Below are 17304 nucleotides of genomic sequence, written 5' to 3' on the forward strand. Positions count from 1 at the left end.
AATGACGCCCTTTACTACACTGACCGCAGTTGCTGCGCCACTGGACATCGCCAACATCGACACCGACGCCATCATACCGGCACGATTCCTGCGCAAGCATCGGGGCGATCCTGACTATCCGACCTTGGCATTTCATGATCTGCGTTTTTCTGCGGACGGTACCGAGAATCCCGCCTTCGTTTTGAATCAGAAGCCTTATCGCGCAGCGCAGGTGCTGGTCGCCGGCGCTAATTTCGGATGTGGCTCATCTCGCGAGGCTGCAGTCTATGCGCTGATGGATACGGGAATACGTAGCGTCATCGCGCCATCATTCGGCGATATTCATTACGCGAATGCGCTACAGAATGGGTTGTTGCCGGTGGTATTGCCCGACGATCAATGCGGGGTCTTGCGCGCCGAACTTCACACTGCGCCCGGATCTGCAGTGACAGTGGATCTGGTGGAACAGATCGTTGTGTCGCCCACTGGTACGAGATACAGATTCGACATCGATGCCGCGCATAGAGAAAGCCTGCTGAAAGGGCTAGACGATATTGAGCTCGTGATGACGCATCTGGACCAAATCAAAGCCTTTGAGGCGAAACGCCAGGCAAAACTGCCCTGGCTGAACGAGGAGAATACTTAATGGCCCTGCCGTCGGTGTCCACATTACCGCTACCGGAAAAACTGAATACGCATGCCAGAGGTCTGCTCGAATACCTCCATGGCCTGGCGGAACTGACCGACCCGCATCCGCTGGAACGGGCCCGTGGTTGTTTGATGGACGCGTTGGGATGCGGCTTGTTCGGCGCCACCCAGCCTTGGGGAAAGATCATTACTGAAGAGGCGTTGTCAGAGTCCAGCCAAGGGCATTGCCGCATCCTCGGGAGCACAGCAATGGTCGCTGCGGGGCAGGCAGCGCTATGCAATGGTACGGCGATGCATGGATTCGAGCTGGATGATCTATTGTCCGCGGCGTTGATTCATCCTGGCGCGGTGATCGTGCCGGCCGCGATTGCGGCTGCGGAGGCGGTCGATGCCTCAGGGCTGCAATTGTTGCGCGGCATTGTGGCGGGCTATGAAGCGATGGAGCGTATCAGCCTCGCGCTGGGTACAGAGCCCTCTCATCGAGGCTTTCACAAGACGAGTGTGGTGGGGCCGGTGGCAGCATCGATCGCGGCCTCGGTTGTCATGAGACTGGATTTCCAGCAGCTGCAATGGGCGGTCGGCTTGGCATGCTCGTGTGCCTCTGGGGTCAAGAATTTCGCCGCTGGCGGCGCCGGCATGGTGAAGCGCCTGCATGCAGGCAGGGCGGCGGAAGCAGGCGTGCGGACGGCGTTGCTCGCCCGGCGGGGCTTTACGGCACCGGTGGGGGCTATTGACGGAAAGTTTGGTTTGCTGGAGGCTTTCGGTGGAGCCACGGCTCGGCCGGAGCTGCTGGATGATGCGTTGGGCAGCCGTTGGGCGGTGGACGATGTGTGGGTCAAGGTCTATCCGATCTGTGGTTGGATACAGGGAGTCGTTCAGCTGATTCTCGAGATGAGAGAGCAAGAATCTCTTGATACTGCCTCGGTGGCCGAGGTCGTTGTGTCGACCAGTACGTTTGCGGTAAAGAACAATGGGAACGTCGAGCCCGAAGACACCATGGATGCGCAATACAGCATCCCATACTGTGTGGCGGTGGCGTTGACTGGCGAGCCGATGGATCCCAGTGAATACGGTGTCGCGCGCATTCAGGATTCCAGACGAAAAGCTATTGCTCAACGCGTGACTTTAAAGGCGGACCCGGCCGCCGATGAGGTCTATCCCAAGCACTTTTTCAGTGCTGTTTCGTTGCATTTAAACGATGGGCGCGTATTGTCTGCTCGCACGATGGACCCCCATGGGACGCCTGATCATCCATGCTCGCCTAAAGAGAGAGCGCAAAAGTTCACGAGGCTGGTTGAACTCGCGGAACTGGACATTGATGGGTCCAAATCCCTCGCATGTGTTGAAGGCATAGCAGCGATATCGGCGCGAGAGCTGATGGACAGCATGACGCCGTCTTTGTGATTCAAAACCCTCTCTTTATCTGATGAACAAAACCATGACAGAAACGCTGCTCGACAAAGAAACCGCTGATACTGTGCGACTCAGTGTGGAGGATGCTCAGACGCTGGGCGAAACCGCGCTTGCCAAACTGGGTTTTACGCAGGAAGAGGCGAGGATGGTTGTGACGCACCTGATCGACGCGACGGTGTGGGGATATGAGTTCGCCGGTTTGCCGCGCATTTTGGTAATCGCGGATAGACCCGAACTGAAGAAGCCACGCAATCCGGTTTCCATCGTTCGGGAAACGCCTGTGTCGGCGCTGCTGGATGGCGGCAACCATGTTGGATATGTGTCGATTCCCCGCGCGGTGGATGTGGCGATCGACAAAGTGAGGCAATCCGGTGTGGCGATTGTCGGCCTGCGCAATAGCTGGTTCGCGGGACGCAATGGGTATTACCTGGAAAGAATCGCTCGCGCCGGATATGTGGCTGTTTATTTCGGCAGCAGCACACCCAGTGTCGTGCCTCCTGGCGCTAGCAAGAAGATCCTGGGAACCAATCCATTGGCCATTGCCTTGCCTGGCAGGGTCAATCCTTTTATCTTCGATATGGGAACCGGAACCGTGATGACGGGAGAGATCCTGTTGAAGGCTTTTCTCGGAGAGGAATTCTCGGAGATCGTGGGAATAAATGGCGAGGGGGTACCCACGCGCTCTGCACGGGAACTGAAAGAGGGCGGCGTCTTTCCATTTGGCGGACACAAAGGCTACGGCGTGTCGTTGGCGGTGCAGGCGTTGGGCTTGCTCGCGGGCTCTCGTTTTCGTAATGGGCAGGTCAGCGATTTCGGATCGCTGTTGATTGCCTTTGATCCGGAACTGCTCATGCCGCTGGAGCAGTTCACCACTGAGCTTGAAGAACTGCTGACGAAAGTCAAGACGCTACCCAAGCAACCCGGTGTGGTCGAGATTCGCATTCCCTCCGAGCGAGGATTCAAAGAGCGCGAGATCCGGCGCCAGCAAGGTGTGCTGGTCAACAAGCACGTGGTGCAGCGGCTGCATGATATTTGCGGCACGTCGGTGCCTCTCAAATAGGTGTCAGTGAAGCAGGGGCGGTGCGCAGCCCCTGCATGGCGCCATCACTCAGGCCGAATGCCGGCTTGGGCCAGTTCCTTGGACCAACGGCGCATGTCTTTGCGGGCCCAGTCTGTGAATTCGTCGGGCGTGCTGCCGATCAAGGTAAAGCTGAGGTCTTCCAGTTGTTTCCGGGTCTGGGGTTGTTTCAGTATTTCGGAAAGTTTTGCGCTGAGTTTTTCTGTGATGGCTCGGGGTGTCTTGGCGGGCAGCAGTACGCCATAGCAGGTATTGACCTCGAAGCCGGGATATCCCGACTCGGCAACGGTAGGGACGTCTGCCACCAACGGCAGTCTTTGCGCGGAGGTGACTGCCAGCGCCTGGACACGGCCGTCACGCACGTACGGAATCATTTCGTGTGGAGCCGAAAAGATCAGGTCGATCTCCTTGGCGATCATGGCTTTATTTGATTGCCCTGCGCCCTTGTAGGGAACGTGCACCATCTGTATTCCCGCCTTTTGTTTGAAGAGAGCCGCAGACAGGTAGCTGGTCGTGCCTATGCCGGAAGATCCGTACGTCAGGCCGTCCGGGTGGGCTTTGGCGTAGGCGACGAGTTCCTTGACCGACTTGACCGGTATTTTTTCCTGTACCACCAGCATATTGGGAGCGCAGGCCAGCAGCGATACCCGTTCAAAATCGTTCATTGTGTCGTAGGGCAGGTTCTTGTACAGGCTCGGGTTCAAGGTATAGCCACCCGCGATGAGAAGCACCGTATAGCCATCTGGAGCCGCCTGGGCGACTGCGGAGGTTCCTATGATGCCCCCGGCGCCCGGGCGATTTTCTACGACGACAGATTGCCCCCAGCTTTCTGCAAGTTTGGCCCCGAGAAAACGGGCGAGCACGTCAATGCCTCCGCCGGGCGAAGAGGGGGCCACGATTCGAATCGTTTTTTCGGGATACTTGCCCGCCGCTTTTTGAACATCGGCGTTTGCTGCCAGCACTGATACGGAGGCTGCGGCCAGCGTCATGCCGGCAAGCATATTTATCGTTTTTATGCCTTTCATTGTCCTCTCCTTTACGAATGATCGGCGAGAATCATGTCCGCGGCTTTCTCGCCGATCATCAGGCAAGCCGCGTTAATGTTGCCGGAAATGATGCGTGGCATGATGGAGGCGTCCGCGATTCGCAGGCCGTCGATGCCGAGGACGCGCAATCGAGTGTCGACGACAGCATCGGCGTCATTGCCCATTCTGCAGGTTCCGCAAGGGTGATAGATCGTGCTGGCTTTTTCGCGCACGAAGCGCAGGATGTCTGCAGGAGACGTCACAGTGGCGCCAGGTTGGTACTCATCTAGGATGAGGCTTTCGATAGGATCCGTCGCCAATACCTCACGCAGCATGGGTAACGCGCGTTGGTAGAACTCCTGATCCGTCGCTGTGCTGAGATAGTTTGGCTGGATGGCCGGCGCAGTGTGCGGATTGGCGTCTCTCAGTTCGATATGACCCCGGCTAGTGGGCCAGCATTGAGACACTGATACGGAGAACGCAGAGAAACGGTGCGGGTTCTTGCCGATGCCCGGCGTGCTGAAAGGCATGAAGAAAGCCTGTGCATCGGCGAACGGCAGCGTGTCTTGTGTTTTGAAAAACATACCGGTCTGACCCGTTGCAAAGGTGAGAGGGCCGCGCCGCTGAAATAGGAACTTTGCGCCGATGGCTGCCTTGCCGCGCCAGCTGGACAACTGATCATTGAGGGTGATGGGCTGCCGGGTTCGGCAGATCACCCGCACGGCCAGATGGTCTTGAAGGTTGCGGCCGACCTGCGTCCGATCGGCCAGAGCGTTGATCCCGATGCTTTCCAGGTGTTGTGCGGGTCCGATACCGGAGAGCATCAGCAACTGGGGGGTGTTCACTGCGCCCGAGCACAATACGATTTCCCGTCTGGCTCGCGCTTGTATCGATGCGCCACGCGCGTGGCGGTATTCGAGGCCGACGGCGCGGTGGTTGTCAAAGAGGATACGCTGCACGCACGCGTTTACCTCGACGCTCAGGTTGCGCCTATCGCGAGCAGGACGGAGCGCGCCTTTTGCGGAATTGGACCGCAGCCCACGACGCACCGTCAGATCGTAATGGCCGATGCCCTCCTGTGTGCCGGCGTTGAAGTCGTCGTTGCGCGGTAGCCCCCAGTTCGCGCCCGACTCGATGAAAGCGCTGCAGATGTCCAGATGGTCGGTGGGTTTGGACACCGCGACCGGGCCGCCCGTGCCGTGCATCTCGTTTTCGCCGAGATAATGATCCTCGGATTTACGGAAGTAAGGAAGCACGCCATCCCAGTGCCACCCGTTGCAGCCAGAGTCGGCCCAGCCGTCGAAATCCTGCCGGTGGCCTCTGATATGTACCATGCCGTTAATGGCGCCGGAGCCTCCGATGACTTTGCCGCGCGCCATATAGATGCGGCGGCCTGCCAGTTCCGCCTGCGGCTCGGTTTCGTATGCCCAGTTGACCTTGCGGTTCATGATGGTCTTGCCCACCCCTAGGGGGATGTGAATCCAGGGAGAACGGTCCCATCCGCCAGCCTCGAGTACCAGCACCGAGAAACGGCCGTCTTCGCTGAGGCGGCTCGCGACGATAGCGCCTGCGCTGCCAGCGCCGATGACGATGAAGTCGAATTCCTCGGAGGAGCGCTTCACATTCTGTTTTTGCGGCATTCAATACGCCTCGATCTTGATGGTCTTGCCGATCTTCTTCCAGTTGTTCACTTCTTTTTCGACAAACTGGCGCACGTCGGGCGGCGAACTGGTGACGGCTTGCATTCGCGCCTTTTGCAGAGTCTGTACGGTTTCCGGCATGCCAGCCGCGGTGTTGAGGCCGTCGTTGAGCGTCTTGACGATAGCGGGAGGCAGGCCTGCCGGCCCTGCCAGCCCGTAGAACAGATAATTTCCCAGCCCGTGAATTTGGGGAATTTCAGATTCGTCCAGCGTCGGGACATCGGGCAGATCATCGAGCCGCCGCGATCCCGTGACGGCAATGGCCTTGAGCCGGCCGTCTTTCACGAACGGCACGGTGAAGGTCGTGATGGCGATGGCGAAGTCGAGCGTACCCGCAGCCAACTCGCGCGCGACTTCCGCGTCGCTTTTGAACGGGACATGTACCATGTCTATCCCGGTCAGCATCTTTAATTGTTCTGTTAGCAGGTGATTGGAGGAACCCACACCGGCGGAGCCGTAGTTCAATTTTCCGGGATGTTCCTTCGCATATTTGACGAGGTCAGATACCGAGTTGACGGGCAGTCCTGGTCTGACGACGTACAGGGCCTCCACTTCGGCAACGCGCGAGATGAACGTCAAGTCCTTTAGTGGATCGTAGGGAATATCACTGCGTACGCTGGGGTTGCGCACGAGTCCACTTGCGCTACTCATCCATAAGGTGTAGCCGTCAGGTTGCGAGTTCAGCAACGCCTGCACGGCGAGCAGTTCTGAGGCCCCCGGCTTGTTCTCTACGATGACAGGCGTTTTTAGCAGGTCAGACAGTTTCTGGGCGTATAGTCGCGTGACGGTATCAACGCCACCGCCGGCTGCGAAGCCGACCAGGATGCGGATCGGCCGAGCCGGATAAGACGTCTGTGCGCGGGCGAGCGGAGTGAAGAGAAGCGCAGCGCTGCCCAGCAGCAGCGCGCGGCGTGTGTTGTCGGTCATTCTTGTCGTCTCCTGATATGCTTTTTTTTGTGGCTAGCGGAAAAGTGCCTGTTAGCACTGATTCACTAGCCCAAAGCAATATAGGCGCGCTTTCTTGTGTGTGTACCGACGTGTGCTTGAAGGACTTTCAAGCCGGTTTTGTAATTGAGACCCTCATGCTGGGGTACCATGATTGGACAGGCGTATGCCTGTCCTGTCTCAGAATAACGATCCGACCATTCCGCCGTCGACCGTGACGGTGGAGCCGGTGACGAAACCGGCCTGGCGTGACGCGAGGAATGTCACGACGCCGCAGACTTCTTCCTGCAGCCCCATGCGTCCGAGCGGCGTCATTTTCTTGCGTGCTTCGGCTTGTTCGGGCGTATAGGCGGCGGTACCGGTTCTGTGCGACGTGTCGATCAGGGCCGGCGCTACACAGTTGGCAGTAACGCCATGTCTGCCCATCTCGTTCGCGAGATGCCGCATATATGCGGTGACGCCGGAACGGAAGACCGTCGACAGGCTGTGATGCGGCATGGGCTGCTTGACCGAGGCGGAGGTGATGGCCACGATCCGGCCCCAGCCTCGATCCTGCATTAATGGCAAGACGTGGTTGACGACCTGGATCACGCTCCAGAGCTGGTTCTGGTAGGCCTCTTGCCAACGGTCTTCTTCGGTTTCTTTAAGTGTCGCGCGTAGCGGATTGGGGGCTCGGCCTGTATTCAGCACGAGTATATCCAGCCCTCCGAACTCGGTTTTCAGTATGGACGCAAGACGTTCGAGGTCGGAGGCGAGCAGCATGTCGCCCACGACCGCACGTGCCTGCACGCCATGTGTCTGCGCGATTTCTGCGGCGACGGCCTCGAGTTTGTCGGCGGTCCGCGCGAAAAGGACGACATTCGCTCCCTCTGCAGCAAGTGCGTGAGCGATGTTGCGGCCCATGCCGCCACTGGATGCGGTCACGAGAGCGACCTTGCCGGTTATTCCAAGATCCATGATAAGTGTTGCCCTTGTCAGGTTCAGGCGTCTTGCGCCGTAATCACGACTTCGTCGCCTTCTACCGTGAAACGATGAGGCATGTCTTCGGAGGCCCATTCGAGATAGGACACGATTTCCGAAAACTTGGGGTCGCCGTTTTTCAGGACCTGTGGGCGGTAGCGCTCATCCATGGCCATGGGCAGGAATGAGACGCGCTGGATGCCTTGCTTCGTTACCACGGCCTTGGCCAGCAGGCTCAAGGTGCAGGCCTTGCCGTAGGGCATGAGCGGAAATTCCGGGTCCAGGTCTGCGTGGTTGCGCACGGCGCCATGCGCCCAGGCGGGTTCTTTCCATGACGGTGCCGGAAATCCTTTTGTCATGGCGAATACACCCAGGCTGTAGAAGATGGGCTTGCCCTGATAGATTTCGATGGCTTTGGGCAGGTGAGGGGCATGTCCGACGACCATGTCGGCGCCGGCATCGATCGCAGCGTGGGCGACGGCGACCTGATAGTCGGAGATCACGCGCGGTAATCGGATAACGCCGGAATGAAACGCCAGGATGACGATATCAGCTTCTTTGCGTAATGCGCGGATGTCTTCGATCAGCAGGGCGAGGTCTTTGGGATCGGGCTCGGTGCGGATGCGCACTGGCTGATGTGGGCCGCGGGTTTCGTAGCAGGTCTTGACGCGAATCGATGCCACGCCTGGCTTGTTCGGGCCAGCCTCCGTGCCTGCCGTGGCAACCGAGGTGTAGCCGAGATAGGCCACTCGCACACCGTTTTTCTCGACGATGGCGGGCTGGCGTGCTTCGGCCAGGTCGCGGCCAGCGCCCGTGACCTGAATGCCCCGTGACGCGAAAAGCTCGCGGGTATCCAGCGCTGCCTCGGGACCCGCATCGAAGCTGTGGTTGTTGGCCATGGTGACGGCGTCGAAACCGCCATCCGTGTAGATCTGCGCCATCTCGACCGGCTGCGCCACCTGGGGTGCGTGGTCTGCCTGTACGCCGCGGTCGGAGTAGGTGCGCATGCAGTTGACGAAACGCATGTCCACGCTCTGCAGGGCTGCGCGCACGCCCTCCGTGTAGCCTTCGATCGGGAAGCCCTGCTTAGGGCCGTGGGCGGGGCCGCAATCGCCGCCGATCAGCAGGGAAACGCTATTGGACATGGAATCTCCTCATCTTGATTGCATTGGCGTACCCACGCTGAGCACGCGAAATAGTTTATTGGTGTTGGGGTGGAACAGGTTCTTCATAAAGGGGGCAGGTCGGCATGGGATGTTGCCACTGCCGCGACGAACTCGCCCCGGAACGAATCTGACACGATGAATCCATTCTAGCATTATCGATGAAAAATGGGATTGGTTTTATTCAATGAAACTTCGTGTGGGCGATATGTGAATATCAGTTGAGTGACTTTCAACGCACGCTTGGCAATCAGTGCGTCCGGGGAGGGGATCATGCCGTTTTCCCCGAGTAATGGAAGCAATGCCTATGAACGCCGCTATTGACGCGTCCCCCCTGGTGGATTGCCCGCCGTTGGAGAATGCGGTCATCCATTTCATTCGCCATTTCGGTGAGGAGCACCTGACGGCCCATTTGCGCGGGATGGTCAGCCGAGTCATGCGAGACCAGTTCAGTTCCCAGATTGGCAACTCCCGGCTGCCGTGGTCGAAGCAGGTACGTGCGCTCGCAGAGCGGCGTCACGTGCCTGGCCGCAGCAGGATCATCTCCAGCGAGCGCACGATGAGCGCTATGGACGCAGCGTTCGTGAACGCGACTTATGCGCACGGCTTCGAGTACGACGAAGGGCATCGCTCCAGCAACAGCCATCCCGGCAGTTGCGCTGTTGCTACCGCGGTGGCGGTGGGTGAGGAGACGGGAGCGACGCTGGGTGAAGCCGTCTCGGCGATTCTCATGGGTTATGAGGTTTACGCGCGTATTGGGGTTTTGGCCGCGCCCGACCTGATACAGCGAGGCTTTCATCCCGCCAGCGTGCTCGCGAGTTTTGGTGCGGCAGCGGTGTGCGCGAAGCTGAGACAGTTCGATGATGAAACGACACTGCATGCGATGGCGATCGCCTTGAGCCATGCTTCTGGGGCGTCCGAGTGCACGTCCACCGGGGGCTCTGTAAAGCGGGTGCATCCTGGCATCGGGGTGCGAGGCGGGATGATGGCGGCCGATCTCGCGCAGGCCGGCATTACGGGGCCGCGCGCTTTCTTGAGCGGCGTCAAGGGGTTCTATCGCGCGTTTCTGCAGCGGCCTGTGGCGTCCGATGCGGCAGAGCGGTTCGGCTTTGGGCAGTCGTTTGAAATTTTGCGCGGTGGCTTCAAGCGATACTGCTGCTGCGGCGCCAATCATGCGGCGATCGATATCCTGAGTGCCTACGCTGGGCGGCTGGACGAGATCGCAGCCGTTACGCTGCGCATTCCGAAACTCAGCAACACGATGGTCGGAACGGTTAATGCGAATGCCTATGCCCCGGCCAACATCGAGCATGTGCAGTTCAGCTTGCCTGCGCAGGCGGCGTTTGCATTACTGGGGTATGGCAACGGCTATGGAGCGCATCTGAGCTATCTCGAAGGCAGGCTGGACATGGATCTGGTGATGCGCACGGCTCGTAAAGTCACACTCATCGAATCTCCGGAACTGGATCAGCAATATCCCCGCAAGTTTGTAACTGAGGCGACCGTGAGGTTGGCCGGCGGTAGAACAGAAACGCACTTCGTCGAGAACTCGCTGGGAACGCCTGATAATCCAATGACCGAGGAGGCGCATGACGCGAAGTTCATGGAGTTGACCACTGCAGCACTCGGCAAGGCACGTGCCCGCGAACTGTTAGTGGCGTTGCATGAGTTGCCTGATGATATGCGCCTCGAGGATTTGACCGCGATGTGTGTGGCCCGTTAGGCAGGCGAACATCACATCGTCGTAAAAGAGGCGGACTTCCGTATGGTAGGCAGCCGCCAGTATGAGAACCGGCTTTGCCTCCGTCGCAGGAGAGGGCGCCTTAGTCTATTTATGAGCCTGGCTTATATTGGCTTTCATGATTCATCTTCTATTCAATGAGGCATGAATTGAAGAATACTTGGTTTGTTCACGAAGCGCAGGATGGCGATGTCAAGTGAATGCAGGGCACCGCCTGCCCGCGACGCCTGATTAGATATTCGCGCGGTTTGCCGCTTTGGATGGAGAAAGTTGCTGATGAGCAAGGCAGCGCCCACAAAAAACCGTTGTATACACCTCCACGCCGGTGGGTTGGCCGTTGTCCTAACTTTGGCCGCCACCTTAGGGCACACAGCCAATGAAAAGGAAACCAAGCCTATGACCCAATCCCAAATGACCACGCCCAGTGCGTCCGAAACCCTGAGCGCGCGCCAGCAGGCCATCGTGCCTATCGCGGCGGTTGCTGCCGTGGGCGACATCGCCAGACTGAATACCGCATTGAACCAGGGGCTGGATGCCGGCATGACGGTGAGCGACGCTCGGGAAATCCTGATCCAGCTTTATGCCTATGCGGGTTTTCCTCGCAGCCTCAATGCCTTGGGCGAACTGATGAAGGTCGTGCAAGCGCGCAAGCAGCGTGGAATTCAAGACGCTCTGGGCAGTGCGCCCAGCCGTCCGATCCCGAAGGGTGACGCGCTGATGACTGCCGGGACGGCCAACCAGACTAAACTCTCGGGCGGCCCGGTGGACGGCCCCCTTTTTGACGTCGTTCCCACCGCCAACGAATATCTCAGGGCGCACCTGTTTGGCGATATCTTCGAGCGCGACAACCTGGATTGGCAAAGCCGCGAGCTGGCCACGGTGGGTATGCTCTCTGCGCTACCGGGTGTGGAACCGCAGTTGCTCGCGCACATGCGCATCAGCATGAACGTGGGCATTACCGAAGGCCAGCTGCGCCACGTCATTCAGATATTGGCCGACCGGGTGGACGCGAATATGGCCGACCGGGCACGCGAGGCGCTGGCTCGTCAATTAGAGAGCCTGTCTGGCAGGAAGCAGTAACGCGCTGCGGTGAGCACCGACCATACACGATTTTGCGACCACAACAGTGATAGGAGCAGAGATAAATGGGTGAATCGGAACATGTAAATGGTACGCGGCGGGATATGCTAGTTGTGGGAGCTGTTTCTGCTGTCGCTCCTCTTGCGCCATTCGGTATTGCGCATTCCAAGGAGTTCATTGGCAACTCGCGAGATCAACAAGCGTCGCTCTCGGTACAGAACGCCATGCGAGTTGCTTTCAATGTGAACGGCACCGGTCGCGACCTCACCCTCGACCCACGAACCACGTTGCTTGATGCGTTGCGCGAGCATCTCCGTCTAACGGGCACCAAGAAAGGCTGCGATCACGGACAGTGCGGAGCGTGTACTGTGCTGGTCGATGGGATCCGTATCAACGCATGCCTTAGCCTTGCAGTGATGCACCAAGGCCAGACGGTCACCACGATCGAAGGACTCGGTACGCCGGATACCCTCCATCCGATGCAAGCCGCTTTTATCAAACACGATGGCTATCAGTGCGGCTACTGCACGCCAGGCCAGATATGCTCGGCCGTTGCCGTACTCAATGAGATCAAATCCGGTGTGCCGAGCCACGTCACGGATGACCTGACGACACCCGTCGATACAAGCGGTGTAGAGATGCGCGAACGGATGAGTGGAAATATTTGCCGTTGCGGTGCGTACTCGAACATCGCAGAAGCTATGGTAGAAGTTGCACGGAGCCTCACATGAAGGAGTTCACCTACGAACGGCCGAAAAGCCCTGTTGAGGCAGCGAGGAGTGTGGCGCAGCGACAAGGTGCAAAGTTCATTGCGGGAGGCACCAATCTCCTTGATCTCATGAAGGTCGAAATCGAAGCGCCGACGCATCTAGTCGATGTCCAGGACATAGGGTTGGACAGGATTGAGGCGACAGAGGAGGGTGGATTGCGAGTTGGTACGCTGGTCACCAACACTCAACTTGCCGCTGACCCACGCGTACGGCGTGACTACGGTTTACTGGCGCGTGCGATCGTTGCCGGTGCCTCTGGACAACTTCGCAACAAAGCCACGACGGGCGGCAATTTGCTTCAGCGTACCCGTTGTCCGTACTTCTATGATCCTAATATGCCCTGTAATAAGCGGGTACCGGGTTCCGGTTGTCCGGCAATCGGCGGATTTAGTCGGCAGCTTGCCGTCATCGGCGCGAGTTCCGATTGCATTGCGACAAATCCCGGGGATATGGCGGTCGCGCTACGCGCTCTGGATGCCTCGGTGGAGACGATTGACGCCGACGGCCACACCAGAGTGATACCGATAGCTGATTTCCACCGGCTGCCTGGCAGGACACCGCATATCGAGACCGAGCTTGAGCCCGATGAGCTGATCACAGCGGTAAGGTTGCCCGCGCCGATCGGTGGGCGGCATTTGTACCATAAGGTTCGCGATCGTGCATCTTACGCCTTTGCGTTGGTCTCGATCGCAGCAGTCATTGGCGAAAATGGTAGCGGAAGAGTGGCAGTTGGCGGCGTCGCTCCTAAACCTTGGCGAATCGACGCCGCGGATGCAGCAATGCCGCACGGTGCCAAGGCGGTTGTGGCGGAACTGATGCGGGAAGCATCGCCGACCCACGAGAATGCTTTCAAAATACCGTTGGTAGAAAGAACGCTCGCTTACGTGATGGCGCAATCGAAAGGTTGATCTATGAAGTTTGACACTCCTGCAGCACAGAATCCTATAGACCGACTGGCTGTCATCGGCAAGCCTCATGACCGTTTCGAGGCAAAGCTGAAGACGACGGGGAAGGCAACTTATGCCTATGAATATCACGAGGCAGTCCAGAACGTCGCGTATGGCTATATTCTAGGCGCTAGCATTTCAAAAGGGCGTATCGAGTCGATCGACACACGGCTAGCGGAAGATGCGCCCGGCGTACTCGCTGTTATCACCTATCGCAACGCGGGGCCACTGGGCGTAGGAGAGTTTTACGTTCAACGCATGCTGGCATCGCCTGATGTCGATCACTACCATCAACCAGTCGCGATCGTGGTGGCCGAGACCTTCGAGCAGGCGCGTTCAGCCGCGTCACTGATCCAGGTCAACTATAAGCAAGCTGTTGGGAAGTTTGATCTCGCCTCGCAACTAGAGAGTGCTCCGGTAGCGAAAAGGATGCCATTTGGCGGCCCGACCGAGACGCATGTCGGAGACTTTGAACAAGCTTTCCGGAAGGCTGAGGTCAAGGTCGATGAGACCTACATGGTCCCCGATCAGGCACATGCCATGATGGAGCCTCATGCGACGATAGCGGCCTGGGAAGGAAACAAGCTAACCTGCTGGACCTCTATTCAGCAAATGAATTGGGGCACTCGAGACCTCGGGCGTATTCTGAGGATTCCTCGCGAGAGTGTTCGGCTGATCTCCTCGTTCGTCGGCGGGGGGTTCGGCGGCAAGGGCACCGTGCAGTCTGATCTCGTACTTGCATCCGTAGCCGCTCGGATCGTGCAGCGACCGGTCAAGGTCGCGCTCCAGCGGCCAATCATGTTCAACAGCACGATTCACCGGCCAAAGACCATTCAACGGATCCGGCTTGGCGCGACTCGTGACGGGAAACTTACTGCGGTCGGCCATGAAAGCTGGTCCGGCAATCTTGCGGGTGGCCGAACTGAACCGACGACGCTATCCACTCGTGCACTCTATGCGGGCGCAAACCGCATGACTCGTGTCCGACTTGCCACGCTAGATCTTGCCGAGGGCAATGCAATGCGTGCACCGGGAGAGGCACCGGGATTGATGGCACTTGAAGTCGCCATGGACGAAATGGCTGAAAAGCTCGATATGGATCCTGTCGAGCTTCGTATCCTGAACGACACGCAAGTGGATCCGGAAGACCCGAGCAGACCGTTTTCAACGCGCCCATTTGTCGAATGCCTGCGAGCGGGCGCTGAGCTGTTTGGTTGGAGTGCCCGTAAGCAGCAACCTGCTCAGGTGCGGGATGGGGATTGGCTTATCGGATGCGGGATGGCGAGCGCCATACGCGGGGCTCCTATCGCCAAGGCCTCCGCACGTGTGCGTCTTAATCGGCTGGGGTTAATAACGGTCGAGACCGATATGACCGATATCGGCACCGGCAGCTACACAATCGTCCAGCAAACGGCAGCCGAGATGATGGGTGTTCCACTTGAACAGGTGGTGGTGAGACTAGGGGATTCCAGTTTTCCGGAAACACCGGGCTCCGGCGGCCAGCAGGGGGCTCCTTCAGTTACCGCGGGTGTTTACGCTGCCTGTATGAAGCTGAGAGCAGCCGTTGCCGAGCGCCTTGGCATTAGCGATACCGAGGCCCAGTTCGTTTCGGGTGAGGTTCGGCTCGGAAACCGCTCCATATCGCTTGGCCGCGCCGCTGCCGGCGGGGACCTCGTTGTCGAAGACAGCATGGAGTTCGGTGATTTAGCGAAGCGCTTCTCGATTCAAACCTTCGGCGCACATTTTGCCGAAGTCGCAGTCAATGCTTTTACAGGGGAAGTGCGAGTCCGGCGCATGCTCGCGGCCTGCGCCGCGGGCCGCATTCTCAATCCTAAGACGGCACGTAGCCAGGTAATCGGTGGCATGGTGATGGGAGTCGGGGCAGCGTTGATGGAGGAAATGGCCGTCGACAGACGATACGGGTTCTTCGTCAATCATGATCTGGCTGGCTACGAGGTGCCTGTTCATGCTGATATCCCGCATCTTGAAGTCCTGTTCATCGACGAGGTCGACCCAATGATCTCGCCAGTCAAGGCAAAGGGGATTGGTGAACTGGGGTTGACAGGAGTAGCCCCCGCCGTTGCAAATGCGATTTACAACGCCACCGGCGTGCGCGTGCGGCAGTACCCGATCACACTGGATAAGTATCTTGATCGACTGCCAGATATCGCTTGATGATCACTCTGACTTTGGTGCCAACCACAGTGCTGGGCCGAAACTGTCGAAGCCCTCTCCCATTGATAAGTCACACTCATCGAATTCCGGAACTGGGCCAGCGATATCCCCGCAGGTTCGTGACTGAGGCGACCGTGAGGGTGGCCGGCGGCAGAACAGAAACGCACTTCGTCGAGAACTTGCGGGGAATGTTGTTGCTTCAGTATCAGAGGTAGCCGATCAAGGCTTTTACTTCGAGATATTCTTCCAGGCCAAACACGCCCATTTCACGTCCGTTGCCAGACTGTTTGTAGCCGCCCATCGGCGCGGCGACGTTGCTGGGCGCGCCGTTGAGAAAGATACGGCCGGCGCGAAGGCGTGCTCCGAGCGAACGGGCCTTGGATGGGTCGCGCGTGAAGAGGTAACCGCCCAGTCCGTAGTCTGTCTCATTGGCGATTTCTACCGCTTCATCTTCGTCGCGGTAGGTGATGACGCACAGGACCGGTCCAAAGATCTCTTCGCGTGCGATGGTCATGTCGGGGCGCACGTCTGCGAATACGGTCGGCTTCACGTAGTAGCCACGGCTCAGGCCCTCGGGGCGTCCCGGGCCGCCGCAGACGACGCGAGCACCTTCTTCAAGGCCTTTATCGATGTAGCCCTGGATACGTTCGAACTGTGCCTTGTTCACGGCAGGTCCCATCGTGCTTGCGGGATCCTGAGGATCGCCGACCACCAGCTTGCTGGCTTCCGATGCCAGCAATGCCTCCAATTCTGCTGCCTGGCTTTCGTGTACGAGGATGCGTGAAGGGGAGTGGCAGGATTGCCCGGTGTTGAAGCAGGCTCTGCCGATATTCCATTTCGCTGCCGCCTGCAGATCGGCATCCGGCAGGATGATGTTGGCCGACTTGCCGCCGAGTTCCTGGCAGACGCGTTTGACCGTGGGCGCTGCCGTGATGGCGACCTGGATGCCGGCGCGTGTCGACCCGGTAAATGACAGCATCTCGATGCCGGGATGCGCTGCGATGGCTGCACCGACGGTTGGGCCATCACCGTTTACCAGATTGAAGACGCCTTTCGGTACGCCGGCATCGTGGAAAATTTCGGCTAACAGGATGCTCGTGATCGGCGTGAACTCGCTGGGTTTGAACACGACGGGGCAGCCTGCCGCAAGTGCTGCCGAAATCTTGGTGGACGGGGTCTGGATAGGCCAGTTCCAGGGCGCGATCAGACCGCATACGCCAATGGGCTCCCTGCGGATGATATTGATGCCGTCGATTTTTTCGAACTCGTACTGCGCGAGCGTCTTGGCCATCTGCCGGAAATTTTCGGTGGCTGCGCGCGCGTGGTTGACCGCGGTGATCGGGGCGCCTAGCTCTTCGGAGGCGGCCGCCATCAATTCGCCCTCGCGTTGTTGCATCAGTTCCGCGATGCGCAATAGCAGCGCGACACGCTCCTCTTTGCTGGTGGCGCTGAAACCCGGAAAGGCGGCCCGCGCGGCCTCTACTGCACGATCCACGTCCTGGGGGCCGGCGAACGCAATACTGGCGAAAGCTTGCTCGGTGGCGGGGTTGATGAGGTCGAAAGTGCGGCCCGGCGTGACCGGGTCTACCCATTCGCCGCCGATATAAAGCTGGCCATATTTCTTCATGTGATTCGATCCTTGATTGGGGTAACCATTCACGCCGTGTGGCGCACGCTTGC

14 protein-coding genes are annotated in these 17304 nt (G+C 58.7%); 8 read left to right on the plus strand and 6 right to left on the minus strand.

Translation table 11 applies throughout. The features are described from left to right. The first annotated feature begins 1 nt into the window (after position 1). Genes leuD through ACNA0J_RS13625 form a run of 3 tightly spaced genes read left to right on the plus strand, consistent with a single transcriptional unit; the run spans position 2 to position 3100 of the window. Positions 2–625 (plus strand): 3-isopropylmalate dehydratase small subunit, encoded by a 624-nt coding sequence (gene leuD / locus ACNA0J_RS13615; RefSeq protein ID WP_415819399.1) that lies wholly within the window; start codon positions 2–4, stop codon positions 623–625. Beyond that, positions 625–2031 carry an MmgE/PrpD family protein gene (locus ACNA0J_RS13620; protein WP_415819400.1) on the plus strand — a complete coding sequence of 469 codons (1407 nt, stop codon included), beginning with the start codon at positions 625–627 and terminating at the stop codon, positions 2029–2031. Before leuD ends, ACNA0J_RS13620 begins: the two co-directional genes overlap by 1 nt. A 34-nt stretch (positions 2032–2065) precedes the next feature. After that, positions 2066–3100, plus strand: a complete 1035-nt coding sequence (locus ACNA0J_RS13625; RefSeq protein ID WP_415819401.1) for an Ldh family oxidoreductase — start codon at positions 2066–2068, stop codon at positions 3098–3100. Positions 3101–3144: 44 nt separating this feature from the next. On the opposite strand, the gene ACNA0J_RS13630 is transcribed toward ACNA0J_RS13625, so the two are convergent. From ACNA0J_RS13630 to ACNA0J_RS13650, 5 genes are all read right to left on the minus strand, one after another. Continuing rightward, complete coding sequence (locus ACNA0J_RS13630) at positions 3145–4143, minus strand: tripartite tricarboxylate transporter substrate binding protein (RefSeq protein ID WP_415819402.1); 999 nt, start codon at positions 4141–4143, stop codon at positions 3145–3147. A gap of 11 nt (positions 4144–4154) precedes the next feature. Then, a complete protein-coding gene (locus tag ACNA0J_RS13635; RefSeq protein WP_415819403.1) occupies positions 4155–5783 on the minus strand; it encodes a GMC family oxidoreductase in 1629 nt (542 codons plus the stop codon). Then, positions 5784–6770: a Bug family tripartite tricarboxylate transporter substrate binding protein gene (locus ACNA0J_RS13640; RefSeq protein ID WP_415819404.1), complete on the minus strand. Its 987-nt coding sequence runs from the start codon at positions 6768–6770 to the stop codon at positions 5784–5786. 198 nt (positions 6771–6968) lie between these two features. Next, complete coding sequence (locus tag ACNA0J_RS13645) at positions 6969–7745, minus strand: SDR family oxidoreductase (protein WP_415819405.1); 777 nt, start codon at positions 7743–7745, stop codon at positions 6969–6971. A 23-nt stretch (positions 7746–7768) separates the two neighbouring features. After that, positions 7769–8893, minus strand: coding sequence for a CapA family protein (locus ACNA0J_RS13650; RefSeq protein WP_415819406.1), 1125 nt, complete (start codon positions 8891–8893; stop codon positions 7769–7771). A gap of 325 nt (positions 8894–9218) precedes the next feature. On the opposite strand from ACNA0J_RS13650, the gene ACNA0J_RS13655 reads away from it, so the two are divergent. From ACNA0J_RS13655 to paoC, 5 genes are all read left to right on the plus strand, one after another. Then, positions 9219–10634, plus strand: coding sequence for an MmgE/PrpD family protein (locus tag ACNA0J_RS13655; RefSeq protein WP_415819407.1), 1416 nt, complete (start codon positions 9219–9221; stop codon positions 10632–10634). Positions 10635–11048: 414 nt separating this feature from the next. Continuing rightward, on the plus strand, positions 11049–11732 hold the full coding sequence (locus ACNA0J_RS13660; protein WP_415819408.1) for a carboxymuconolactone decarboxylase family protein: 684 nt from the start codon (positions 11049–11051) through the stop codon (positions 11730–11732). 65 nt (positions 11733–11797) lie between these two features. Continuing rightward, positions 11798–12463, plus strand: coding sequence for an aldehyde dehydrogenase iron-sulfur subunit PaoA (gene paoA / locus ACNA0J_RS13665; protein WP_415819409.1), 666 nt, complete (start codon positions 11798–11800; stop codon positions 12461–12463). After that, positions 12460–13410 (plus strand): FAD binding domain-containing protein, encoded by a 951-nt coding sequence (locus tag ACNA0J_RS13670; RefSeq protein WP_415819410.1) that lies wholly within the window; start codon positions 12460–12462, stop codon positions 13408–13410. Before paoA ends, ACNA0J_RS13670 begins: the two co-directional genes overlap by 4 nt. A 3-nt stretch (positions 13411–13413) precedes the next feature. Further along, on the plus strand, positions 13414–15624 hold the full coding sequence (gene paoC, locus ACNA0J_RS13675; protein ID WP_415819411.1) for an aldehyde oxidoreductase molybdenum-binding subunit PaoC: 2211 nt from the start codon (positions 13414–13416) through the stop codon (positions 15622–15624). 205 nt (positions 15625–15829) lie between these two features. On the opposite strand, the gene ACNA0J_RS13680 is transcribed toward paoC, so the two are convergent. Then, positions 15830–17251 carry an aldehyde dehydrogenase family protein gene (locus tag ACNA0J_RS13680; RefSeq protein WP_415819412.1) on the minus strand — a complete coding sequence of 474 codons (1422 nt, stop codon included), beginning with the start codon at positions 17249–17251 and terminating at the stop codon, positions 15830–15832. Positions 17252–17304: the final 53 nt, after the last annotated feature.

Origin of the sequence: Bordetella tumbae, from assembly GCF_965139195.1 — a bacterium.
Lineage (GTDB): Bacteria > Pseudomonadota > Gammaproteobacteria > Burkholderiales > Burkholderiaceae_B > Bordetella_A > Bordetella_A tumbae.